Here is a 23,266-nt window from a genome sequence, read left to right on the forward strand (position 1 = left end):
CCAACGCACCAACGCACTAACGCACTAACGCACTAACGCACTAACGCACTAACGCACTAACGCACTAACGCACTAACGCACTAACGCACTAACGCACTAACGCACTAACGCACTAACGCACTAACGCACTTCTTCAGTACGCCGTCCCGTTCGCCCGCTTCCCGCCCGACGACGTCAGCGACGACACCGCAGTGTGCAGCACGAACCCGCCCGTAGCCGAGGTGTCCGGGCTGCGGTTCATCGACACGCCGTCCGTGCCCGCGAGCGACGATGGGTAGGTGAAGCTGTTGATGGTCGTCGCGCCGTTCTTGACGATCACCTGGTCGCCGCCGTTGGCCAGGTTGAGCGCGCCGGTCGAAGCCGCCACGGCGTTGGTGAGTCCCGCCGGAATGCTCCCCGACCCGCCGTACACCACGATCGCCTTCCCCGCGCCCAGCGTGGTGCCCGCCGCGAATGTGTGGCGCACCCCGCCGCCGTCCGAGATCGTCCAGCCGCCGATGCCGATCGACGTCCCGCCCACGTTCACCAGCTCCACGAACTCGCCCGCGACGTCGCTCCCCGGCTCGTTCGCCATGATCTCGTTGATGATCACCTTCGCCGGAGTCGCCGCCGCGGCGATCGTGAATGCGCCGTCGCTCGCGTCGCTCAGCGTTGCTGCGCTGGCGTCAGAGATGCGCACCTTTGCGGCGGTGCTGGCGGTGGAGGGCACCGTCCAGCCGTAGCTGCCCGCGGCGGCGGGGGTGCTGGCGGTGATCTGCGTCCAGGCGGTGCCGTCCAGCGTGTACTCCAGCTTCACGTTCGACACCGCGGCGGACGTCCAGGTGATCGTCTGGCTGCTTCCGGCCGTGTACGACTCGCCACCGTTCGGCGCCGTGATGCGCACGGCCGGCGTGGTGGTGCCGCCGCCGCCGCCGAAGGTGTAGCGGGAGAGCACCGGGTAGTGGTCGCTGGTGGTGGTGGCGTAGTTGGCGACGTACGAGTCCACCCGGTACACCTGGACGGAGCCGGCCGCGTAGGTCGCGCTCGCCTCGTTGGTGATCAGGTGGTGGTCGATCATGTCGGTGTACGACGTGGTCGACGCGGTTCCCGCATCCGATAGCGCCTTGGTGGGGAATGAGTAGCGCGCCGCGTCGTCCACGAAGTTCTTGTACGGCGACGCCTTCCCCGCGGTGATGGAGGTGTCCACGTCGTCGTTGAAGTCGCCCATCACGAACACCTTTTGCGTGGGATAGGTGGCGTCCAGATACGACTTCAGCGCGGCGGACGCGTTGGCGCGGCGCTGCCAGCTCGCGTCGTCGTTGAAGGCCTTGGCGTGCATGACGATGAAGACCACGTCCTCGGTGGCGCCGTTCAGCGTCATACGCAGCGTCACCTCCAGCGGCGGTCGCCCCGCGAAGTCGGCGTCGTACGCGGTCAGGATGATCTTCGCGCCGAGCAGCGTGGCCATCGACGACTTGTAGAGCAGCCCCACCTTCTGCTCGGTGGCGCCGTAGTAGGTGGAGCCGCCGGTGACGATGGACTCGCCCGCCAGCAGGCCGGTGTAGCCGGTGAGCTGCGATTCGAGGCTGTTCCAGTGCGCCTGGTCCACGATCTCGGCAACGCCCCACACGTCCATGTCCGCGCCGGAGATGATGTCGCGTGCGTTGGCGAGCTGCAGCGCCTCGTCGGCGGGCCCGTTGCCCGTGCTGCCGAACCACTCGATGTTCCAGCTCGCCACGTCCAGCGTCGATGCCGTCCCCTGCGCCGGCACCGTCGCCAGGCGCGGCGCGGTGACGGAGTGCGAGGAGAGCGGCGTGTCGCACGCGGCGAGCGGAAGAGCAACGCCGAGCAGGAGCGCGGCACGTGAAGGCCAGGCCAGGATCATCTGCACCTCGGATAGGGGAGCTGTTTCCGACTGCGGGTTGTTTGTGCGGGTAATGTATGTGAGCGGGCGCGTTTTGAGCAGGGGGCGGATGGAACGGCATCACGCCGAAGGGCACACGGCTGGCTTCCACGATGGAGATCATGGACGGACATCCACCGGACGAACGCGAGCAGGCGCGGGAGATCTTTCGCGCGCTGGTCGAGATCGACACCTCTCCCGAGCACGGCACCACGGACGCCGCCTGGGCCGCCGCGGGGTGGCTGCGCGCGGGCGGCTTCCCCGCGGAAGACGTGAGCGTGCTGGGCCCCGACCCGCGCAAGCACAACCTGGTCGCGCGCCTGCGCGGCACCGGTGTCCATCCGCCGATCCTCCTTCTGGCGCACCTGGACGTGGTGGACGCGCGGCCGGAGGACTGGACCGTTCCGCCCTTTCGCCTGACCGAGGAGGGCGGCTGGTTCTACGGGCGCGGCACGCTGGACGACAAGGCGATGTGCGCGCTCTGGCTCGCCGCCCTGGTCCGCATGCGCCGCGAAGGTTTCGTCCCCGACCGCGACCTGATCGTGGCGCTCACCGCCGACGAGGAGGGCGGGGAGGACAACGGCGCCGCCTGGCTGGTGGAGCACCATCGTCCGCTGGTGGACGCCGGATTCGGGCTCAACGAGGGCGGCTACGGGCGCATCGAGGGCGGCCGGCGCGCGTCCAACCAGATCCAGGTGGCCGAGAAGCTTCCGCTCCCGCTGCGCCTCGAGGTCGCGGGGCGCGGCGGCCACAGCGCCCTCCCCGCCGCAGACAACCCCATCCACCGCCTGGCCACGGGGATCGCGCGCCTCTCCGAACACCGCTTTCCGCTGCGGATGACGGAGGCGGCGCAGGCGTTCTTTGCGCGCATGGGCGAGATCAGCGGCAACGACGACATGCGTGCCGCCGCCGCGGGAGACCTGGACGCCGCGCGCCGTCTCGCCGCGAACCCGTACCACGCGGCGCTGATGAGCACCACCTGCGTCCCCACGCGTCTGGAGGCCGGCGAGGCGGACAACGCGCTCCCCCTCTTCGCGCGCGCAACCGTCGACTGCCGTATCCTCCCCGGCGACGACCCGGGCGAGGTGCTGGATGCGATCCGCGCCATCCTGGACGACCCGCTGATCACCGTGACGCCGCTGACCACGTCGCGCTCCGCCCCGCCATCGCCGCTCACGCCGGGGATCGTGGGTGCGGTGGAGCGCGTCACCGCCGAGCTGTGGCCGGGCGTCCACGTCGTTCCGGTAATGACCATCGGCGCCACTGACAGCCAGCACTTTCGCCGCGCCGGCATCCCCATGTACGGCGTCTCCGGCCTCTTCCTGGACGTCACCGACGCCCGTGCGCACGCCCCCGACGAGCGCATCAGCGTAGAGGCGTTCTACGATGCCGCAGAGTTCGTGTACGGCCTGCTGCGAGTTTTCTCTACACGGGAAGATGGCTAATGAGGTTGCCTTTGGAATCTTTTTCGCGCAGATTCGTACGTAGGCAACCTGCACTGGAGGTATTTCATGGCCGATGTTCTCGATCGCCCGGTACGCGAACTCTTTGACGAAGCAGCACGCGGAGCGAGCGCTGGTGCCTCGGTTAAGGCTTCAGGGCGGCGCAAGATCACGAAAGGAAGCGGCCGCTCCTCGTCGCCGGCACCGAGCAACCAGAAGGCGAGTGAAGACGCCGCGGCCGCGATCTTCTCTGCCGCCTTCGCGCTCTTGGTGCGCGAAGCGGTTCCGGTGATGGAGAAGCTTGGAATTCCGCTACTCGCCGCGGCGTTGTGCGAGGAGCGACCCGGTGCCGCGGTGGCAGGCCTCCTGGCGGACATCGCGGCCGAATCGCTGATCGCCGACGTGAAGGGTGATCCGCTGGCGCAGGCGGTCGCGGCCTCGGCTCGCAGGCGCCGCGAGCTCCTCGCGGAGGCGGGTGGAGGGCTTTCGACGCAGGCGGTCGCAACGATGCTGGGCACTTCGCGGCAAGCGGTGGACAAGCGCCGCCGCACGGGAACGCTGCTCGCGGTTCCTATGCCCACCGGCGATTGGGCCTTTCCGGCCGCGCAATTCGGCACCGATGGCCGGCCGCTGGACGCACTGCCGGAAGCGCTGCGCGCGTGCAACGTCGACGATCCCTGGATGCGTTTGGCGGAAGTGCTGGCTCCGGACGCCGACCTGGGTGGCCGGTCCGTGCTGCAGGTGCTCGGCGAGGAGGGAAGGGATGCCCTGCCCTCCATCCGTCGGGTGCTCGCGAGCGTGGGCGAGCACGGCGCCTGAACGTGCGCAGCGCTCCAGCAGATCTAGGTGTGGGTGCGCGGCCGGCACTCCCGGGCACCCGAGAAGAAGCCGGGGATGCAGTGCTTTTCCGGCGGATCGCCGCGGGAGCGGTGTTGTGGCGCATCCACCGGGTGGACCAGGATGCGATGTTCTACGGCGGAGAGGACGTCAACTACCGCTTCAATGACCCTGGGCCGGGTGCGGCTCACCCCGATACGCCAGGCCCATACGGCGATTCCGAACGGGATGAGGGCGCCTACGGAGTCTGCTATCTGGGCTTGTCACCCGCGACGGCTTTCGTGGAGACGTTCCTGCGGCGCCCGGCGAGGCGTGACCTCGCACTCACGGAAGTCGAGGCGCGCCGACTGACGCCGGTTCGTGTTCGCCGCGAGCTGCGCCTCGTGCAGCTGGATGGTGAAGGGCTCAACCGAGCAGGCGTCGATGGCACGGTGGTGAGCGGGAGTGACTACGCGCTTTCGCGTGCCGTTTCGCGCCTGCTCTGGCGGCGCGGCGATGCCCCGGACGGGGTGCTGTACGCCGCCCGGCACGACAACCACCTGTACGCCGCTGCCGTATTCGATCGGGCTCGGGCTTCGCTCGAGGCTGGGGTGCCTGAGCCCATCAGCGACGACCTTCTGAGGCAGCTGATTCGCCGCTACCGGTTCGGGCTGCTCTAACCGGGCCGCGCTCTCAGTTGTTTGCCTCCATCGCGGGGGGGAGGGAGGTATAGAAGTCTTCGCGGAAGCGGCGCATGTAGGAGGCGAGCAGCTCGTCCACGCGCGCGGGGTCCGGGGAGGCGACGGCGAGGCCGACGTGGTGGCGCTTGTTCATCCGCCAGACGATCTCAGGGTCGGCGTAGGCGGAGGTGTCCGGCCACTCCTGGCGCGCGAGCGTCACCAGCAGCCCACCGTGGTCGCGGCGCGCGTCCGGGACGGTGTACTCATGGCCGCGCGCATCGGCCACCTCCACGCGCGCCCACTCGCGCCACAGGTTCACGCCGGTGGCCGCTTCCACCATCTCAACGATGTTGGCGCCGCCCACCCGCGCGGCCGTCTCCAGGAAGTACAGCTTGCCGTCGTGGTGGCCGCGGATGAACTCGGTGTGCAGCACGCCGCGCAGGATTCCGAACGTCTGCGCTACCACGGAGTTCATCGCCCGCAGCTCCTCCGCCTCGGGCGAGGCGCGGTCCAGCGTGCGCGTGGAGAAGAGCCCGCCGCCGTGGTACACGTCGAACGGGGGATCGAAGTAGCCGTTGGCTTCGGCGAAGACGATCTCGCGCTTCCACACCACCGAGTCCACGTGGAAGACCTTGCCCGGTACGAAGTGCTCCAGCACGTGGAACGACTGCTTGTCTCCCAGCTCGTCCAGCGCGCGCCAGAGCTGCTCCGAATCGTGGATCTTGCGGATGCCCATGGCCGACGCGGCGGTGCGCGGCTTCAGCACCCAGGGCGCCGGCACGCGTGCCATGTAGTCGCGCAGGCGGTCGTAGTTGATCACCGGCGCGAACTCAGGGACGCGGATGCCGGCCTCTTCGGCGCGCATGCGCATCGCCAGTTTGTCGCGGAAGTAGCGCACCGTGGTCTCGCCCATCCCCGGCACGCGCAGGTGCTCGCGCAGCGCGGAGGCCATCTCCAGGTCGTACTCGTCCAACGGGACGATGCGCGCGATGTCTTCCGAGCGCGCCAGGTAGCTGACGCCGTGGAAGACGTCGTCGCGGTCGTAGAGGTCGGGCATGTAGTAGACCTCGTCGATCGCCTCGCGCGGCCAGTTCTCCTCGCGCAGCTTCTCCACCGTCAATAACAGGACGCGGCAGCCGAGCCGCTTGCACTCGCGGAGGAACTCTTCGCCCTTGAAGAACGAGGCGACGCAGAGGACGGTGACCGGGCGTGGGGCGTTCACGGATCTCGCTGGGAATGGGTGGCTCGTGCGCAGCTCGCCCCTCCCGCGACGCAGGGGATGTGCCCGCCGCCGATGCCGCCCGTGGTTGCCTTTGGCGCTCCGGCGCATGAAGTTGGGTGCGACCCTGGTTCACCCATCGCCAAGTCCTTTTCCGCATGCACCTTCCATCCGTCCGCTGGGCGGTCGCGGCCGCCATCCTCGTTGCCGCGCTGGCGGCGTGGAGCCGGGTGCGGCCTTCGAACACGCGTGACTGGACGCCGGACAACGCGCGCGTGGCGTGGGCCGAGCTGAAGGGCGATTCGGTGGTCGTCCACAACGTCCGCAACGCGCGGTACAGGACGGAGAACGACTACACCGTGGCGTGGGAGGACCGCGCGTACGACCTGCGGCGGCTGCGCACGGCGTGGTACGCGGTGGAGCCGTTCGAGGACGACTGGCGCGGACCGGCGCACACCTTCGTGTCGTTCGGCTTCGACGACGGGCAGTTCCTGGCCGCCTCGGTGGAGATCCGCAAGGAAAAAGGTGAGTCGTTCTCGCCACTGAAGGGGCTGCTGAGGCGGTATGAGCTGATCTACGTACTGGCCGACGAGCGCGACGTGGTGACGGTGCGCACCAGCCATCGCCGCGACCAGGTGTACCTGTATCCCGTCCGCGCCACGCCGGCGCAGGTGCGCGCGATGCTGGAGGACGTGCTGCGCCGCGCCAACGAGCTGCGCGAGCGGCCAGAGTTCTACAACACCCTCACCAGCAACTGCACCAGCAACCTGGTGCGCCACGTCAACCGCATCGCGCCGCGCCGGGTGCCCTGGAGCCCGCGCACCCTCCTCCCCGGCTACTCCGACGCGCTGGCCTACGACCTGGGGCTGATCGACACCGACCTCCCGTTCGCGCAGGCCCGCGAGCGCTTCCACATCAACGAGCGCGCCCTCAAGCACGCCGACGATCCGGACTTTTCGCTGCGCATCCGTGAGAACGCGACCGACATGCCTGCTAAGCCGGACTCGTAAGTCTCACGCAGAGGCGCAGAGACGCGGGGAGAGAACTGCAACTGCATGGCTCACACAGAGACACAGAGCCACAGAGAGAACCGCAAAAGGGTTTCTCTGTGGCTTTCAGTTCTCTCTGTGTGCTCTGTGTGAGGCTTTTCTGCTACGGTCGCGGCGTGCGGTCACCGAGCAGCGCGTCGAGGCCGGCGGTCTGGGCGACGTCCAGGACGTAGGCCTCGTCGTCCGGCTTGCGGAGCCAGGGGAAGGCGAGGACGGGGACCGGGGCCAGGAGCTCGGAGAGGGCTTCCAGGTTGGTGGCTTCGGCGATGCCGGGGGTTTCGGGGCTCAGCGAGTTGAGCACGACGCCGCGCACGCGCAGGCCGGCGTCGTGGGCGGCGCGCACGGTGAGGAGGGTGTGGTTGATGGCGCCCATGCGGTTCCCCGCCACGACCACCACGTCCAGCTCCCACTGCACAAAGAGTCCGTCAAAGGCCACGTCGCGCGTCAGGGGCACGAGGAGGCCGCCGGCTCCCTCCACCAGCACGGCGTCGCGCCCCTCGGCGAGGCGGGCGAAGGCGGCGTCGAGGAGTCCCAGGTCCACTTCGGTGCCGGCGCGCGTGCTGGCCACCCAGGGCGCCAGGGGCTCGGCGATCAGCACGGGGCGCACGTCCGCGATGGGGTCGTCGCCGCCGGCGGCGGCCTGGAGGCGGCGGGCGTCGCTGGCCGGGTCGTCGGGCTTCACGCCGGCTTCCACCGGCTTCATGGCGGCCACACTCAGGCCGCGGCTGCGCAGGATGCGCAGGAGCACGGTGGCGATCGTCGTCTTCCCCACCCCGGTGTCGGTGCCGGTCACACCCAGTCGGATCATGCGCGCTCCAGGAAGCGTTCGGCGAGAGGCACGTGCCGCCGGCGGGCGGTGGTGCGGCAGGAGGAAGGTACCGCCGCGGTCGGGTGAGCGGAATGCCCAGGGAAGGAAGTGCGTTAGTGCGTTAGTGCGTCAGTGCGCGTCCGCCGTCGGACCCCACCCCCTCTGTCATCCTGAGCCGCCTCGCGAATGCCCGCCGCGCCCCCATGCTCCGGCGGCGAGCAAAGGATCTAGCCGGTGATGCACGAGGATCGCGATTCACATCGAGCCCTTCGTAGCGCGCAGTAGATCCTTCGCTCCGCGCCAGAGTTTGGAGACGGGCAGAGGCCGGTGCCGCGCGTCGCTCAGGATGACAAAATGTGGGGGACGATCATGGGTCCCAACGCGCTTCCGCGCTTCAACGCACCCACGCCCGACACACCCACGCCCCACCGCTCAACGGTCAACGGCAGAACGCGCTTCCGCACTCCCGCACTCCCGCACTCCCGCACTCCCGCACTCCCGCACTCCCGCACTTCCGCACTTCCGCACTAACGCACTTCCCCTCCCCTGTTTCGGTGCACAGACCATCGCCCGCGCCGTGGGCCACGGGTTTGCAGTGCCGGGAGTGACCACAGTGGACACCACCCTGATCGAGGAGAGACGATGGCGAAGAACGATGCGGCGCTGATGGCCGCGCTCAATGACCTGCTCCAGCTCGACCATGACGCGGTCACTTCGTACCAGGTGGCGATCGACGCGGTGTCCACGGAGACGCTCAAGCGCAAGCTCCGCCAGTTCAAGCGCGACCACCAGCGCCACGTCGCCGAGATCGGCGAGCTGGTGAGGGCGCTCGGCGGTACGCCGGTGACGGCGCCGCACCTCTCCACCGGGATGCTGAAGCTGGCGGTGCAGGCCCTCGGCGCGGCGGGCGGCGACCGCGCGGTGCTCCTCGCCTTCCGCACCAACGAGTGGGAGAGCGCCAACAAGTACGCCCGCGCCGCCGCCCGCCGCTTTCCGCCCGAGGTGCGCGAGGTCATCGCTCGCGGCGCGGAGGACGAGGCCAAGCACTACCGGTGGGCCGTCGACTCGCTGGAGAAGCTCGGCGCAGGCGACACCACCGTCCTCGGGCGCGTGGAGCAGGTGATGGAGCGGCTCCACGGCGGCGCCGCGCTCGGCCTGGAAGCCGTCGAGCGACTCGTCGCCTCCACGCGCGCCACCGTGGCCGCGCGCAGGGAAGCCGGCGCCAAGAAGGCTCCTCGCAAGCGCTCCGCCTCCGGTGGGACGGGCGCGGCGAAGAAGAGCGGCGGAGCCAGGAAGAGCACCTCCGGGACGGCGAAGAAGAGCGCTTCAGACGGCGCGAAGAAGAGCTCGTCCGGGGCCAGGAAGAGCACCTCCAGCGCGGCAAAGAAGTCATCCGGTGGCGCGAAGAAGAGCACGCGGAGCTCTGGCGCGTCGTCGTGAGCCTCGCCACCCGCGGGGCCGGGGGATGACGCCGGCCCCGCACGGAGGTGCGGATGAGTGACGCGGCGGCGGCGGTGGTCGTGGGGGGTGGCGTGATCGGCTCCAGCATCGCGTTGCACCTGCGGGAGCGGCTCTGCGGCGCGCGCGTGGTGGTGGCCGAGCGCGATCCGGCGTACGCCCGCGCGTCGTCGCGCCTGGCGACGGGAGGGATACGGCAGCAGTACGGATCGCCGCTCAACGTCGCGCTGGCGCGGCACAGCGTCGGCTTCTACAGGCGCTTCGACGAGATCACCGCCGCCGCCGCGCGTTCAACGCGCGCCTGGTTCCGCGAGCGCGGCTACCTCTTTTTGGCCGATGCGGAGGGCGCGCCCGGGCTGGAGCGGCGTTTCAAGGCGCAGCGCGAGAGCGGCGCGGCGTGCGAGCTGTGGACGCCGGACCGCATCCGCGCCCAGGTGCCGGGGCTGCGGGTGGACGACGTCGTGCTCGGCATCTTTGGACCCGAGGACGGCTACCTCGATCCGCGCGAGGTGCTGGCCGGCCTGCGCGCGCTGGCGGAGCACGCCGGCGCCGAGTACGTGCACGGCGAAGTGGTGGAGGTGGAGCGGAGCGGCGGGCGTGTGTCGGGGGTGAGGCTGGATACCGCCGAGGGCGAGCGGCGCATCGAGGCGCCCGTCGTGGTGAACGCGGCCGGCGCATGGGCCGGGTCGGTGGGGCGCGCGGCAGGCGTCGATGTCCCCGTGACCCCGGTCCGGCAGCACCTCTTCCGGCTGGAGCTGGAGGAGGGCCTGCCATCGCCCATCCCGATGATCTTTGACCCGGACGGCACGCACTGGCGGCTGGACGACGCGCGCACCCCCGGCGCGCCGGACCGCCTCGTGATCGGCCGCTCGCGTCCATCCGAGCCACCGGGCGAGAACTTCGCCTGCGACACGAACCGCCTCGACGACCTGCTCGCCACGGTGGAGCGCCGTTACCCGGTGGCGCGCGTGCGCTCGGTGGCGGAGGCGTGGGCCGGGCTGTACGAGATGACGCACGACCACAACGCGCTGCTCGGCGAGCACCCGTCGCTCCCCGGCTTCATCGTCGCGGCGGGCTTCAGCGGCCACGGCTTGATGCTGGCCCCCTCCGTCGGCCTCGCCGTCGCGGAGCTCATCGCGGGCGACTCTCCCACGTTCGACATCACACCGCTCGCCGTGGACCGCTTCGACCGCGGCGAGCTGTTCCTGGACGGCGCACTGATCTGAGCCGTGCACGCCGATGCACGCAAACACCCCCTCCCCCGGGCAGTTTCGGGGGAGGGGGATGCGTCGCGGAGCGACGCTGGGGGTGGGGCCCCCTACCGCGCCTGCCGGATGTGGACGTCGCCGTTCACGGTGCGGATCACGATGCGGTGGCGCCCGTCACCCACGGTGCCGCTGGCGCGCACGTGCTTCCGGGCGGTCCCCCGCGCGATCGACTCGAAGGTGGCGCTCTCGGAGCGGCGCAGGGGGAGGTCGGTCTCGATGCGTACCGGGCGACCGTGCGCACGCGTGTAGCCCGTCTCCACGTCGAAGGTGGCGCCCATGCCGGCGGGGATCGTCAGCGTCACCGCGCCGGTTCCGGAGCGGATGTCGACGCCGTGCTCGCCGCGCCGCGTGTCGCCCACCAGGGTGAGGGTGACCGAGCCCGCGCCGGTGCGCACGACCGCCTCACCGTCCAATGCGTCCACCTGCACCGTGCCCGCGCCGGTCGTCGCCTCCACCCGCCCCGCCGCGGAGCGCACGCGGATCGCGCCGCCGCCCGTGGAGAGGCGGGCGCCGTTCGGGGCGTCTGCTACGGTGATGGGGCCGCCGGCGGTGTTGATCACCACCGGCCCGGGGCCGCCGCCAAAGGACCCGGCGCCCTCGACATCCCCCGCGCGCCCCGTGCGGAGGCCGCCGCTCACGCGGTCCAGGCGCACCTCTCCGCCCCCGGTCCACACCCGGCCGCGCAGCCTCGAATCGAGGACGGTGACGCCCCCGCCGAGGGTGTGGAGGTCGGCCCGGCCGCGCACCCTCTCCAGCGACAGCTCGCCGCCGCGCGTCTCGCCGGTGAACGTCCCCTCCACGTCCGCGATGCGGAGCCCGCCGCCCGCCGAGCTGATGCGCACGTCGTAGCGGCGCGGCACGCGCACTTCGAAGGCGTGGCTCGTCGAGTAGCCGGCGGGCGCCCCCTGCTGCCAGGCGCGGAGCTGGGCGCCTCCGCCCGTCCCCGCGATCTCCACGCGCGTACCCGCCCGGTCGCGGCCGCGCAGGTCGGCCTTGACCCAGACCTCGTCGCGATCCCAGCCCTGCACGCGCACCTCGCCTCCCGTGCGCAGGTCGAGCGATAGAGTGCCGCCGGGGCGCGCGGGGATGCGGCGCTCCAGCGGCTGATCCTGCAGCGTGTGGAACGCGGCGCCGGAGCCGAGCGCACCGGCGCAGAGCACGAGCGCGAGCGGGGCGAGGAAGGGGTGGCGCATGATGGCTCCGCGAAGCTGGGGGGCAGGCACGGTCATTCCGCGCGCAGGGTGACGGCGGGGTCCACGCGGGCGGCGCGGCGGGCCGGGGCGTACGACGCGAGCAGGGCCACGCCCGCCAGCAGGAGGGTAACACCCGCAAAGGTCGCGGGATCGGTGGCCTGCACGCCGTAGAGCAGGCTGGAGAGCGAGCGGCCCAGCGCCAGCGCCCCGGCGGCGCCCAGCCCCACGCCGGCCGCGGCGAGCACGACGCCCTCGCGCACCACCATGCGCACCACGTCGCCGGCGCGCGCGCCGAGCGCCATGCGCAGCCCAAGCTCGCGCTCGCGCTGGCCCACCGCGTACGACACAACTCCGTACAGCCCCACCGACGCCACCAGGAGCGCGGCCAGGCCGAAGGCGGAAAGGAGGAGCGCGGTGAAGCGGCGCGGCGCCACCGAGTCGCCCACCACACGCGCCATGGTGCGGACGTCGCCCATGGGAAGCGCGGGGTCCGCCTCGCGCACGGCGCGGCGCACGGCCGGCAGCAGCGCCAGGGGATCGCCGGCGGCGCGCACCACCAGGTGCGCGGACGAGCGGGTGCGCTGCGTGTGGGGAAGGTAGATCTGCGGCTGTTCGGGCGCGTCGAGCGCCGCGGACGACACCCGCGCCGCCACTCCGACGACGGTCGCCCACGCGGTGTCCGGCCGCCCCGCCACGTGCAGGCGCTTGCCGATGGCGCTCTGGCCGGGCCAGTAGCGCGCGGCCAGCGTCTCGTCCACCACCACCACGGCGGGCGCGTCCGGCCCGTCCGCCGCGCCGAACGGCCTGCCGCGCAGCATGCGGATGCGCATCACGTCGAAGTAGCCGGGCGTCACCGCGGCGTACTGCGCGTTGGGCGTCTGCTCGCCGGGCGCGGTGGCGAGCCCTTCGGGCACGAAGCCGGCGCCCCACAGGTTGCCGCTGAGGGGGAGCGGGTTGACGACCGCGGCCGCGCGCACGCCGGGAAGGGCGCGCACGCGCTCCGCCACCGCGCCGTACAGCGCCGCCTGCGCCCGCGCGTCCGGATATGCCGCCTCGGGAAGCGTGAGCTCCGCCGTCAGCACGCCGGCGGGATCGAAGCCCGGATCGCCGCGGGTGAGGCGGACGAGGCTGTTGAGCACCAGCCCCGTTCCGACCAGCACCATCGTCGCCAGGGCGATCTGTGCCACCACCAGCACGCCCCGCATCCCGCGCCCGCCGCCCGTGGCCGTGCGGCCGCCCTGACGCAGCGCCAGGAAGATGGAGCCGCCGGTGGCCCGCATCGCCGGGAAGGCGCCCAGCACCACGCCACTGGCCAGCGCCGCGACCAGCGCGAAGGCGAGCACGCGGGCGTCCACGTTGGCTTCGGCAAGGCGCGGCACCACGTCGGCGCGCGCGGCCACCAGCGCGCGCACGGCCCAGAACGCCAGCAGCGTCCCGAGCGCGCCGCCGGCGAGCGAGAGGAGCACGCTTTCGACCGCGAGTTGGCGCACGAGGCGGGCACGGCTCGCTCCCAGCGCGCCGCGCACCGCCATCTCGCGGCGGCGCGCCAGCGTACGCGCGAGCACCAGGTTGGCGACGTTGGCGCAGGCGATCAGCAGCAGGAGGCCCACCACCACCAGCAGCAGCAGGAGGGCGGGACGCGTCTCGCCCACCACCTGGTCGTGCAGCGAGAGGACGTCCATCCCCCACCCCGCCGGGTACTCGTCCGGAAAGCGCGCGCGCATCCCGCGGGCGAGCGCGTCCACCTCGGCGCCCGCGCGCTCCGGGGTGACGCCGGGGGCGAGGCGGGCGATGGCGCGCAGGTACTTGTCGCCGCGCGAGGCGGACTCGGCGGGCACGAGCGGCATCCACAGCTCGGGCCGCCGGGGGAAGAGGAAGCCGCCGGGGTTGGGGAGCTCGAAGCCGCGCGGCATCACCCCCACCACGAGCACCGGCTCGCCGTCCAGCGACACGGTACGCCCCACGAGCGCAGGGTTGGCGCCGAAGCGGCGCGTCCACAGCTCGTGGCTCAGCACGGCGACGCGGGCGCGCCCCTCGTCGTCGGCAAAGGTGCGCCCGTGCGCGGCGTTCACCCCCAGCACGCGAAAGAAGCCCGGCGACACGTCCAGCGCCGCCAGGTGCTCCGGGTCGCCCGACCCGGCGAGGTTGGTCTCGGTGTAGCTGAGCGCGGCCCAGCTCTCCACCGAGCGGCTCCCTCGCGTCAGGTCGTCGAGCTCCGCGGGTGCCAGTGTGACGCGCTCCAGCCCCGGCTGCGGGAAGCGGTTCCACACCACCACCAGTCGGTCCGCATCGGGAAAGGGAAGGGGACGCAGGAGCACCGCGTTGGCGACGCTGAAGATCGCCACCGCGGCGCCAATCCCGAGCGCGAGCGTGGCGAGGGCGGCGGCGGTGAATCCCGGCGTCCTGAGGAATCCGCGTACCGCCTGGCGCAGGTCGCTGGCGAAGGTGCCCATGCTCGTCCTCCCGGGAGAGTGCCTGCCGCGTAGCCGCGGCTGCGGGAGATGGGGGCGAGCACCATGCCCGTTCAGTTGAGCGCAATCAACTGGATGATGCCAAAGGAGTTGAGGCCGATGCGGAGGGGCCGCGGCCGCGCGGTTCTGTGCGCTCCTGGGATTCCCGCGTCCCACATACGGACAACGGGCGAGGCGAGGATTCTCCCGACGGCGGGACGTCGAAGATCATGCATTTCCCCACAGCGCGGAACGGCCGATCTCCGATGGTGCGGGCCTGCGCGGGGGCGCATCGTTGGGGCGCAGACTGGAAGTCCGATCTCAACCCCCGGAGGAACGGAGCCCATGCGCGACGCGATCGCCTGCCCCACCGCCCGGATCGTCCTTCCCGGGCACCCCGATGCCGAAGCCGACGTGGCGGTGAACGTGTACCCATTCCGCTTCCGGGTCGCGCGCACCGTTGGGTTCCTGGCGCTCTGGATCGGCTCCACCGTGACCACGCTGATGGTGACCTTTGGCGATCCCTTCCTCACCGCCATCCCCTTCATCCTGGGCGTGGTGGGGGTGCATCGAAGCTGGCGCGGCCGCTTCCGCGTGGCGCGCTTCCACGGCACGTGCCCCCGCTGCCACGCCCCGCTCGCGCTGGGCGAGGGCTCCAAGATCGGCTCCCCCCACCACCTCGTCTGCTACCGCTGCCACCACGAGCCGCACCTGGTCCTCGCCGCCTGAGCGACGGCGACCGGCTCCGCCCACAACCGGTTCACTGGCGTCCCACCCGCTCTCCTGGCTATGTATCAGTCAGGAGGGATCATCCGCCCCTCGCCCACACGCTTTCTTGATGGGAGCCGCCATGCGAGGAATCGACGCCGGACGCCGCGTGGGATGGATAGCGACTGCTCTGTTGCTGGCGTTGCTGGCGACCGCGGAACGAGCCGCCGCGCAGCCGTCAACGGTGACCACCTGCGTCGCGCGCGCTGCCGGACTGTCGCCCTTAACCATGCCGGTGGGCGATACCGCCGCGTTCCAAGACAGCATCCGGCGCGCCGAGCCGCTGCCCCATTCCGGTTACGCGGGGGAACAGCCCTGGTTCACCGTGGGTTGGCCGATCGTGTTTCGCGGACAGCAGATGGCGAAGTGGGGCCGGCCTCGCTTCCTGGACGCGAACCTGCTGCGGCGCGTGAGTGAGTACGACGGTGTCGGCGTGTACGTGGATAGGGATGAGTGGTGGATGGTGGAAGTGATCTACCTTCCCGTTCGTGCAGGATGCGAGTTCCAGCCGTACCAGGCTCCCCACTGGGGAATCCCGTGCAGCTCGCTGGGCTGCCCTTTCGCGTTGGAGAGCCCGCCGGCCGGCGCCGTTTGCCGGCTTCGCGGCGACGAGCTCGTGTGGGAAGACGAGCGGCGGCCGGAAGCGGCGGCCCGGTATGCGGAGTCGCGGCGCTGGTACGCTGCGGACCGGCTGATCACCTTCCAGGGTCACAGGTTCGGGAAGATGGGACTTCCGCGGGTACTGCCGCCGGGAAGCGTCCGGCGAGTCGGGGAGCTGGATGGAGTCGGGGTCTACGTGGGATCAGCCGAGATCGATAGGGAGCGCACGTGGGGCTTCTACGTCCCGGTGCGCCGCGGATGCCTGTTCCAGCTCTACGAGGACGACACGACGTACCACACCGTGCGCGGTGAGTGACGGCTCCTCGAACGCCCCGGCATTCGCGGCGCGGCAACTCAGCGCGGCGGACTCTGCCAGAGCACGTGCGTGATCATCCAGCGGCCGTTCTCCTTGCCCAGCAGCAGGTAGTCCGTCCCCCACCACGCGGTCACCTTGACGCTCGCCGTCTGGTCCTGCACGTCGTAGATGACGATGTCGCGCGGCGCGTTCGGGGGCGGGCCGCCGCGTCCGGCCCGCACGCCCGCGGCGTAGCGCATGAAGCCCTCGTACGGCATGGTCGATGGCCGGTACGCCGTCTCGGTGCGGCCGCGCGCATACCCGTTCTTGCGCACGTTCGGCGACACGCTGCGCACCAGCTTGGTGCTATCTCCTTCGTAGAAGCCTTCGATGTAGTCCATCGCCGCCCGCCGCACCTGCTCGCGGTCGGTGGGCTGCTGCGCGCGCGCGGGAAGGACCGCGGCGAGGAGTAGGATCAGGACGAGTGCGACACGACGCATGGTTCCCGTTTTCCAGGTAAAGAGTTTTAGGAGGACGCACCCGCCAGCAGCCGGCTCAGGTCCACGCCCTGCCAGAGCCGCTCGCGCATGGCCCGCGTCTCCGCGAGCGCGGATGCGCCGCGCGTGGTGACGGCGAAGACGCGGCGCGACCCCTCGCCCGTGGTACGGCCGGAGCCCAGCAGCCCCTTCGCCTCCAGCCGGTCGAGCGTTGCGTACACCGCCCCGATCGTCACCTCGCGGTCCGTCACCCGCTCGATCTCACGCCGCACCGCCATCCCGTACGCATCGTCGCGCGTGCGGACGACGGCGAGCATAACGTGCTCCTCAAAGGTGCCCAGTGGCGAGTCAGCGCTCACGATCCGGCTCCGAAAAGAGAAGGTAGGGGCGCACCTGCGTGTGCGCCCTCCGTCCGCGCCCGCGCAAGCGCCGGGGGCGCGAACGGATGTTCTGGTGCGCGCAGCGAACACGGGCGCTGCGGAGAGGGTGGGCAGACACGCAGGTCTGCCCCTACCGGGTTCGGTGCCGTGGTAGAGCCGTTCATTGCTCGCGCAGCACGTGCGCGGGATCGATCCGGCTGGCGCGCCGCGCGGGAAGAAACGCCGCCAGCAGCCCGGCTCCCAGCAGGATCGCCGTCGCGCTGAGGAGCGAGAGCGGGTCCGCGGTGCCGACGCCGTACAGCAGGCTGCCGAGGAGGCGGGCCAGCACCAGAAAGCCGATCAGCCCCAGCACGATGCCGGCGCCCACCAGCGTGCCGCCGCGCCCCACGATGTGGCGGACCACGTGCGCCGGCTGCATTCCGAGCGCGATGCGGATGCCCCAGTCCCGCTTGCGGCGCGTCACCAGGTGCGAGACGACGCCGTAGACACCGATCGTGCCCAGCGCCAGCGCGACCATGCCCAGGAGGGTGAGCAGCGACATCACCTGGCGCGCGGGGCCGATGGCGCGGTCGAAGACGTTGGCCATCGTCGTCTGGTCCTGGATGGCGACCTGCGGCAGGGCGCGCTGGATGGCGCGGCGCGCTGGGTCCAGGATGGCGGCCGGATCGCGCCCGCCGCGCATGCGGATGACCACCGTCTGGCCGGGAAGGAGGAAGAGCGCCTGCTCGTACGTCATGTAGCGCGCGGGCACCGGCTCGGGCTTGAGATCCGCTTCGGCCGCGTTCCCCACCACGCCCACCACGCGGTCCCAGCGCTCGGTGAAGCCGATCATCTCCCCGAGCGGGTCGCGCCCGGGGAAGAACTTGTCCGCCAGCGCCTGGTTGATGACCACCGCGCCCTCGGTGGCCGCGGCGTCGCGGTCCGTCTCGAGCAGCCCGCGCCCGCTGCGCACCGGAATTCCCATCGTGCGGAAGTAGTCCGGCGATACCACGCGGAAGGCGGTGTTGGCGTCCTCCAGCTGCGGCTGGCGCTGGACGGCGAGCCCCCAGTTGTCGCCGGAGCCACGCAGAGGAAGATGCTGCGTCGCCGCCGCTGCCTCCACGCCGGGGAGGGCGCGCAGGGCGTCCAGCAGCTCGCGCATCACCTGCGGACGGCGCGCGGGCTCGGTGGCGGAGGGCATCACCACGTCCAGCACGGCGAGCCCCTCCACCCGCACGCCCGGATCGATGGCGCGCAGGTTCCGCACGCTGCGGATCAGCAGGCCGGCGCCGGCTACCATCAGCAGCACGAGCGCCACCTGCGCCACCACCAGCCCGCTCTCCACGCGCCCTCCGCGCCCGCCGATCCCGCCCGTGCGCGTCCTCGTGAGCCGCGACTGCAGGTCGCTGCGCGCCACCGAGAAGCCGGGCACCATCGCCACCGCCGTCGCCGCCGCCAGCGCGATGCCGATGGCCGCCGCGAGCAGGCCCCAGTCGATGGTGGCGGCCTCGGCGAGCGCGCCGAGGGGCAGGGCGGCGGCCAGGAACTTGAAGCCCGCCAGCGCCATCAGCGCCCCCATCACACCCGCCATCGCCCCGATCACCAGCGACTCCACCACGAGCTGGATCAGCAGCCGCCGCCGGCCGGCACCCAGCGCGCTGCGCACCGCCAGCTCCGTCCCGCGGCTGTCGACCTGCCCCAGCATCAGCGCCGCCACGTTGACGCTCGCGATGAGGAGGATGACCGCCATCGCCGCGAACGTTGCCAGCACCGCGGGCCGGATGTCGCCCACGAGGCGGTCGCGCAGCGGGGTCAGCGTGGGGTTTACCCGCTTGTCCCACTCGCCCTCGGGATAGTCGAACTGCGCGTGCATCAGCTTCATGACGCGCGCGAGCTCGGGGCCCATGCGGTCCATGCGCGTGCCGGGGCGCATCCGGCCGATCAGCCCCCAGTTGCCGCTCCCGTCCTCGGGATCGAGCTGTTCCGCGAGCCATACACGCACGGTGGGATCGGGAAACCAGAAGCCGCGCGGCATCACCCCGACCACGGTGCGCTTGACGCCGCCCAGCTCGATCTGCTCGCCGACGATGGACGGGTTCGCGCCCAGCTCGCGCCAGAGCGAATGGCTGAGCACCGCCACGGGCTCGGCCGTGTTGCGGTCGTCGCCCGGCCGGAAGCCCGGGCCCACCGATGGCCTCACGCCCAGCACCTGGAAGAGCTCCGCCGTCCCGGCGACCCCCTTCACCAACTGCGCCGGCGCGTCGCCGAGCTGCATCGGCACGTCACGCGCGCGGAAGGCGGCCAGGTGCTGGAAGCCCTGGATCATGGGGCGAAGCTGGAGGAACTCGGCCTCGGACCAGCCGCCCTCGGCCCAGAACACGGCGACCTCCTGCTCCGCCTTGACGGGGAGCGGCTCCAGCAGCAGGCGCCTGGCGATGCCGTACACCGCCGCCGTCCCCGCCACGCCCAGCGCGAGGGTGAGCACCGTGAGCGCCGTGTAGGTGGGGCGCTTCCGCAGGCGGCGCAGCGAGAACTTCACGTCTTGACCCCAGTCCTGGAACATGGCCCCCCTCGGTTGATCCCAGTTCGCCCGCGGCTCGAACCCGTTCCAGCCGCGCCACCATCCCCGCCCCGCCAGCTCCGGCGCGGAGGCCAGCACCTGCCGCCACACCCACCGCCCCGCCGCCCGCCTTCCCTGCGACCGCACGCGCTCCCGGTGCTCCGCCGCCAGGTCGCCCAGCACCTCGTCGCGCTCCGCGTACGGCAGCAGCAGACGCAGCAGCGCGGCGGGGATGCGCGGGAGATCGGAATTGGTGCGGGGCATCGGGAGGGTTTCTACAATGTAGAAAAGGCGGGTACGCGGGGTCCACGCTTCGTATGATACCTGGAGCGCGCGAAAGGTTTACACGCGAACCGCATGGCCTCACACAGAGCCGCAGAGGGGTACGGAAAGAACCGCGAAGAGTTTCTCCACGGCTTGTAGTTCCCTCTGTGCCCTCTGTGTGATGCCTTTTCGGATTACTCCGCGCGTAGTGCCTGCATGGGATCCACACGCACGGCGCGGCGGGCGGGGAGATAGCTGGCCAGGAGCGCCACCGCCGCCAGGGTGACCGCGACGCCCCCGAAGGTGAGCGGGTCGAGCGGGCTGACGCCGATGAGGAAGCTGCGCAGGAAGCGCGTGATCCCCGCCGCCATCAGGAGGCCCACGGCGGCACCGCCCGCGGCGAGCAGGGCTCCGCGGCCCACCACCAGCCGCATCACGTCGCGCGCGGATGCGCCCAGCGCCAGGCGGATGCCGAACTCGCGCGTGCGCTGTGCCACCTGGTACGCCAGCACGCCGTACACCCCGATCCCCGCCAGCGCCAGCCCCAGCACTCCGAGCACCCCCACCAGGATCGCCGCCACGCGCTGCGGAAGAAGGGTCAGGCCCACCATCGAGGCGAGCGCCGTCTGGTTCTCGACCGCGACGTCGGGATCGAGGGCGCGCACCTCGCGGCGGATCGTCTCGTGCAGCCCCGCGCCGCCGCCACGTACGTGCAGCACCATGCGCGGCGAGTACGACTGCGCGAAGGGGAAGAAGGCGAAGGCGCGCGGCTCCTCGCTCACGGAGGCGTACTTGCCATCGCGCGCCACGCCGACCACCTCCCACTCCTCGGTGCCCTTGCGCAGCCGCTTCCCCAGCGGGTTCTCGCCGGGCCAGAGCTGCGCCGCGAGCCGCTGGTTCACCACCACCACGCGCGGCGAGCCGGGCCGGTCCGCATCCGTGATCGCGCGGCCCGTGGCCATCGGGATGTGCAGGGTGCGGAAGTAGCCCGCGTCCACCACCGCCATCGAGACGTTCACGCGTCGGGGCTCGGCGGCGCCGGGGGTGAAGGCCTCCACGTCCTCGCCGTGGCTGGAGCCGGCGAGGAGCGCGATGTCGGTGAGCCCCGCGCTCTGCACGCCGGGCAGGGCGCGCACGCGATCGGTGAGCTGCCGATAGAAGTCACGGCCGCGAGCTTCGTCGTAGCCGTGCGGACCCAGGTCGGTGGTCGAGACGAGCACGTCCTCGGGCTGGAAGCCGGGGTCCACGGCCAGCCCGTGCCGCAGCGTGCGCGCGAACAGCCCGGCGATCACCATCAGCAGCACCGCCATCGCGAGCTGCGCCGCCACGAACAGACTGCGACCCCGAACTCGCCCCGTCGCGAGGTGCGACGCCCCTTCCTTCAACCCGGGAAGGAGCTCCGCGCGCGTCGCCTGCAGCGCCGGCACCAGCCCGAACCCGATTCCCGTCGCAGCCGCGATGGCGAGCGAGAAGGCGAGAACGCGCAGGTCCGGCGTGACTTCGAAGACGATGCGCTCCGCCACCGGAAAGTCGATGCGCCCGAACGCGCGCGTCACGGCGAGGGCCAGCAGCATCCCGCCCACACCGCCCGCCAGAAAGAGCACCAGGCTCTCGGTCACCAGCTGCCGCACGAGGCGTCCGCGTCCAGCTCCGATCGCCAGCCGCACCGCCACCTCGCGCCTGCGGGCCACGGCGCGCGCCAGCAGCATCCCCGCGATGTTGGCGCTGGCGATGAGGAGCACCAGCGCCCCCGTCGCCAGCAGCATCCCCAGGAAGCCGGCCAGGGGGCGCCGCGCGTTGCCGGGGAGCCCCGTCATCTGCTCCAGCTCCGCGCCGAACACCTTCGTGTGCGGCTCCTCGGGCGGGATGGACTTCGCCACCGCCGCCACGCGCGCCGCGGCGGCGGCCCGCTCCACCCCGCCAGACAGCCGCCCAAACGGCACCACCCAGTCCTCGAATGAGCCGGCGCGCGCGGCGGCGCGGTACGCCTCGAACGGCATCCACACCTCGGTCACCATCCCGGTTATGGTGCCGTCGAAGCCGCGCGGCGCCACGCCCGCCACGGTGAAGGGCGTTCCGTTCAGCACCACGACCTTACCCACCACCGCCGGATCGCTGCCGAACCGCTCGCGCCAGAAGCGGTGGCTCAGCACCGCGGTGGGCTCGGTATCCGCCGTGAAGAAGCGCCCCGCCGCCGGCCGCAGCCCCAGCACCTGGAAGTAGTTCGCCGACGCGACCATCGCCCCCGCCGGCACGGCGCCGCTCCCCGTGCGCACCGACAGGTTGAGGTAGCGGTGGGCCGCCAATCCGCTGAAGACTCTGGTCGTCGCCGCGCGGTAGGCCAGGTAGCGCTCGTAGGGCATGGAGGTCCCCTCCGCGCCGCTGTGCACCCGTCCCACCCGCTCCTCCTGCACGGTGAAGAGCCGTCCGGGCTCGTGCACGGGGAGCGGCTTGAGCAGGAGCGCGTTGACGACGCTGAACAGAGCCGTCGTCACCCCCACGCCCAGTGAAACCGTGAGCACCGCGACGAGTGTGAAGCCGGGGCTGCGGGCCAGTGTGCGCGCGGCGTAGCCCGCGTCGCGCACCGCATCGCGCAGCAACGACAGCCCGCGCCCGTTGCGCATCCCCTCGCGGTGCCGCTCCACCCCGCCGAACGCGATCATCGCCCGGCGCCGTGCCTCGCGCGGGCTCATTCCGGCGCGCACGTTCTTCTCCGTCTCCATCTCGATGTGGAAGCGGAACTCCTCGTCCATCCGCGCGTCGCTGCCGCCGGGGCGCGCCAGCGAACGCAGGCGGGCGGCCGCTCCTTTCATCCAGCTCATGGCTTCATCGTGGGTGAAGGGTCAGGAGGTACGGAGGACGACTTCGACCGCGGCGGCGAAGCGGCGCCAGCTCTCGGTCTCGTCGCCCAGCGCGGCGCGGCCGACGGCGGTCAGCGAGTAGTAGCGGGCGCGCCGGTTGTTCTCGGTGCTCCCCCACTCGCTCTCGATCAGCCCGCTGTGCTCCAGCCGCTGAAGCGCGGGATACAGCGATCCCTGGTTGACCTCCAGCTCGCCCCCGGTCACCTGCTGGATGCGCTGCCCGATCCCCCACCCGTGCGTCGGCTGCAGGGCGAGCGTCTTGAGCACGAGCAGGTCGATCGTGCCGCGCAGTACGTCGGACTGTGAGGAGGGTGCCATGGGATGCCGGTGAGGAGGCTTCTTCTAGACGGCTAGAAGAAGAGATGCGATGTTCTCTTCTAGATGTCAAGAGGAGCGTTCCGGCGGGTATCGGGTGCGGGGGGCAGGCGGTGGTGCGGGGGATGGCACGGGCAGCCACGTGGGGCGGCCCCTACGATGGTCGGTTTACGATGCGGGCGTCGCAGCCGGGCGAGGGAGGGCAGACACGCAGGTCAGCCCCTACGGGTTTCGGTGTGCGCGGACGGGTGGCAGCGCGGCGCGGGGCACGGGCGCGATGAATCGCGCCCCTACGAGGCATGGTCTCGCACCGGGTGTTCTCCCCCTCACCCGCCCTGCGCCCCCGCAGGCGGGGGAGGGGGCCCGGGGGGAGGGGGCCCGCGCCCGCGCCCAAATCCAACCCCCACAACAGCTTCCAACAAGACTCTGGCGGACCCCTCCGGAGCGGCCTACCTTGCGTTCGTTCCAGCGACAACTCGGTC

The 23,266-nt window shown here is 71.5% G+C and carries 18 protein-coding genes; 8 read left to right on the forward strand and 10 right to left on the reverse strand.

The window, feature by feature from the left end; translation table 11 throughout:
- Window positions 1-133: 133 nt before the first annotated feature.
- Entirely contained in the window at window positions 134-1,864 is a 1,731-nt protein-coding gene (locus VF647_25675) for a lamin tail domain-containing protein (GenBank protein ID HEX8455495.1), read from the reverse strand.
- Between the two features lie 131 nt (window positions 1,865-1,995).
- On the opposite strand from VF647_25675, the gene VF647_25680 reads away from it, so the two are divergent.
- The 3 genes from VF647_25680 (at window position 1,996) to VF647_25690 (ending at window position 4,820) form a co-directional block, all read left to right on the forward strand.
- A complete protein-coding gene (locus VF647_25680) occupies window positions 1,996-3,327 on the forward strand; it encodes a M20/M25/M40 family metallo-hydrolase (protein HEX8455496.1) in 1,332 nt (443 codons plus the stop codon).
- A 66-nt stretch (window positions 3,328-3,393) separates the two neighbouring features.
- Window positions 3,394-4,143: a hypothetical protein gene (locus VF647_25685; protein ID HEX8455497.1), complete on the forward strand. Its 750-nt coding sequence runs from the start codon at window positions 3,394-3,396 to the stop codon at window positions 4,141-4,143.
- A gap of 113 nt (window positions 4,144-4,256) precedes the next feature.
- Window positions 4,257-4,820, forward strand: a complete 564-nt coding sequence (locus VF647_25690; protein HEX8455498.1) for an RES family NAD+ phosphorylase — start codon at window positions 4,257-4,259, stop codon at window positions 4,818-4,820.
- 13 nt (window positions 4,821-4,833) lie between these two features.
- Here VF647_25690 and VF647_25695 read toward each other — a convergent pair whose 3' ends face one another.
- A complete protein-coding gene (locus tag VF647_25695) occupies window positions 4,834-6,042 on the reverse strand; it encodes a hypothetical protein (GenBank protein ID HEX8455499.1) in 1,209 nt (402 codons plus the stop codon).
- Window positions 6,043-6,197: 155 nt separating this feature from the next.
- On the opposite strand from VF647_25695, the gene VF647_25700 reads away from it, so the two are divergent.
- Entirely contained in the window at window positions 6,198-7,049 is an 852-nt protein-coding gene (locus VF647_25700; GenBank protein ID HEX8455500.1) for a DUF4105 domain-containing protein, read from the forward strand.
- Window positions 7,050-7,191: 142 nt separating this feature from the next.
- Here VF647_25700 and bioD read toward each other — a convergent pair whose 3' ends face one another.
- Window positions 7,192-7,896: a dethiobiotin synthase gene (bioD, locus tag VF647_25705; GenBank protein ID HEX8455501.1), complete on the reverse strand. Its 705-nt coding sequence runs from the start codon at window positions 7,894-7,896 to the stop codon at window positions 7,192-7,194.
- Between the two features lie 642 nt (window positions 7,897-8,538).
- Here bioD and VF647_25710 point away from each other — a divergent pair.
- Window positions 8,539-9,336: a DUF2383 domain-containing protein gene (locus VF647_25710; protein ID HEX8455502.1), complete on the forward strand. Its 798-nt coding sequence runs from the start codon at window positions 8,539-8,541 to the stop codon at window positions 9,334-9,336.
- Between the two features lie 53 nt (window positions 9,337-9,389).
- Entirely contained in the window at window positions 9,390-10,580 is a 1,191-nt protein-coding gene (locus tag VF647_25715; protein ID HEX8455503.1) for an FAD-binding oxidoreductase, read from the forward strand.
- Window positions 10,581-10,672: 92 nt separating this feature from the next.
- On the opposite strand, the gene VF647_25720 is transcribed toward VF647_25715, so the two are convergent.
- A complete protein-coding gene (locus tag VF647_25720; GenBank protein HEX8455504.1) occupies window positions 10,673-11,851 on the reverse strand; it encodes a hypothetical protein in 1,179 nt (392 codons plus the stop codon).
- Window positions 11,848-14,268 carry an ABC transporter permease gene (locus tag VF647_25725; GenBank protein ID HEX8455505.1) on the reverse strand — a complete coding sequence of 807 codons (2,421 nt, stop codon included), beginning with the start codon at window positions 14,266-14,268 and terminating at the stop codon, window positions 11,848-11,850. The genes VF647_25720 and VF647_25725 overlap by 4 nt, the downstream gene beginning before the upstream one ends.
- A gap of 342 nt (window positions 14,269-14,610) precedes the next feature.
- On the opposite strand from VF647_25725, the gene VF647_25730 reads away from it, so the two are divergent.
- Both VF647_25730 and VF647_25735 read left to right on the forward strand, forming a co-directional pair.
- Window positions 14,611-14,994, forward strand: coding sequence for a hypothetical protein (locus VF647_25730; protein HEX8455506.1), 384 nt, complete (start codon window positions 14,611-14,613; stop codon window positions 14,992-14,994).
- Between the two features lie 121 nt (window positions 14,995-15,115).
- Window positions 15,116-15,949: a hypothetical protein gene (locus VF647_25735; GenBank protein ID HEX8455507.1), complete on the forward strand. Its 834-nt coding sequence runs from the start codon at window positions 15,116-15,118 to the stop codon at window positions 15,947-15,949.
- A gap of 38 nt (window positions 15,950-15,987) precedes the next feature.
- Here the strand turns inward: VF647_25735 and VF647_25740 are convergent, their stop codons facing one another.
- From VF647_25740 to VF647_25760, 5 genes are all read right to left on the reverse strand, one after another.
- A complete protein-coding gene (locus VF647_25740; protein HEX8455508.1) occupies window positions 15,988-16,428 on the reverse strand; it encodes a nuclear transport factor 2 family protein in 441 nt (146 codons plus the stop codon).
- Between the two features lie 26 nt (window positions 16,429-16,454).
- On the reverse strand, window positions 16,455-16,784 hold the full coding sequence (locus VF647_25745) for a PadR family transcriptional regulator (protein HEX8455509.1): 330 nt from the start codon (window positions 16,782-16,784) through the stop codon (window positions 16,455-16,457).
- Window positions 16,785-16,965: 181 nt separating this feature from the next.
- Complete coding sequence (locus VF647_25750; GenBank protein HEX8455510.1) at window positions 16,966-19,608, reverse strand: ADOP family duplicated permease; 2,643 nt, start codon at window positions 19,606-19,608, stop codon at window positions 16,966-16,968.
- Between the two features lie 194 nt (window positions 19,609-19,802).
- Complete coding sequence (locus VF647_25755) at window positions 19,803-22,430, reverse strand: ABC transporter permease (GenBank protein HEX8455511.1); 2,628 nt, start codon at window positions 22,428-22,430, stop codon at window positions 19,803-19,805.
- 21 nt (window positions 22,431-22,451) lie between these two features.
- Complete coding sequence (locus tag VF647_25760) at window positions 22,452-22,787, reverse strand: PadR family transcriptional regulator (GenBank protein ID HEX8455512.1); 336 nt, start codon at window positions 22,785-22,787, stop codon at window positions 22,452-22,454.
- Window positions 22,788-23,266: the final 479 nt, after the last annotated feature.

It is taken from the genome of Longimicrobium sp. (assembly GCA_036387335.1).
Taxonomy (GTDB): Bacteria; Gemmatimonadota; Gemmatimonadetes; order Longimicrobiales; family Longimicrobiaceae; genus Longimicrobium.

What these genes read in the sequence shown, in the direction of transcription:
- bioD (HEX8455501.1), bottom strand. Translation starts at nt 7,896, where the DNA reads ATGATCCGACTGGGTGTGACCGGCACCGACACCGGGGTGGGGAAGACG.
- VF647_25735 (HEX8455507.1), top strand. Translation starts at nt 15,116, where the DNA reads ATGCGAGGAATCGACGCCGGACGCCGCGTGGGATGGATAGCGACTGCT.
- VF647_25725 (HEX8455505.1), bottom strand. Translation starts at nt 14,268, where the DNA reads ATGGGCACCTTCGCCAGCGACCTGCGCCAGGCGGTACGCGGATTCCTC.
- VF647_25760 (HEX8455512.1), bottom strand. Translation starts at nt 22,787, where the DNA reads ATGGCACCCTCCTCACAGTCCGACGTACTGCGCGGCACGATCGACCTG.
- VF647_25730 (HEX8455506.1), top strand. Translation starts at nt 14,611, where the DNA reads ATGCGCGACGCGATCGCCTGCCCCACCGCCCGGATCGTCCTTCCCGGG.
- VF647_25755 (HEX8455511.1), bottom strand. Translation starts at nt 22,430, where the DNA reads ATGAGCTGGATGAAAGGAGCGGCCGCCCGCCTGCGTTCGCTGGCGCGC.
- VF647_25700 (HEX8455500.1), top strand. Translation starts at nt 6,198, where the DNA reads ATGCACCTTCCATCCGTCCGCTGGGCGGTCGCGGCCGCCATCCTCGTT.
- VF647_25710 (HEX8455502.1), top strand. Translation starts at nt 8,539, where the DNA reads ATGGCGAAGAACGATGCGGCGCTGATGGCCGCGCTCAATGACCTGCTC.
- VF647_25675 (HEX8455495.1), bottom strand. Translation starts at nt 1,864, where the DNA reads ATGATCCTGGCCTGGCCTTCACGTGCCGCGCTCCTGCTCGGCGTTGCT.
- VF647_25740 (HEX8455508.1), bottom strand. Translation starts at nt 16,428, where the DNA reads ATGCGTCGTGTCGCACTCGTCCTGATCCTACTCCTCGCCGCGGTCCTT.
- VF647_25720 (HEX8455504.1), bottom strand. Translation starts at nt 11,851, where the DNA reads ATGACCGTGCCTGCCCCCCAGCTTCGCGGAGCCATCATGCGCCACCCC.
- VF647_25750 (HEX8455510.1), bottom strand. Translation starts at nt 19,608, where the DNA reads ATGCCCCGCACCAATTCCGATCTCCCGCGCATCCCCGCCGCGCTGCTG.
- VF647_25715 (HEX8455503.1), top strand. Translation starts at nt 9,390, where the DNA reads ATGAGTGACGCGGCGGCGGCGGTGGTCGTGGGGGGTGGCGTGATCGGC.
- VF647_25680 (HEX8455496.1), top strand. Translation starts at nt 1,996, where the DNA reads ATGGAGATCATGGACGGACATCCACCGGACGAACGCGAGCAGGCGCGG.
- VF647_25685 (HEX8455497.1), top strand. Translation starts at nt 3,394, where the DNA reads ATGGCCGATGTTCTCGATCGCCCGGTACGCGAACTCTTTGACGAAGCA.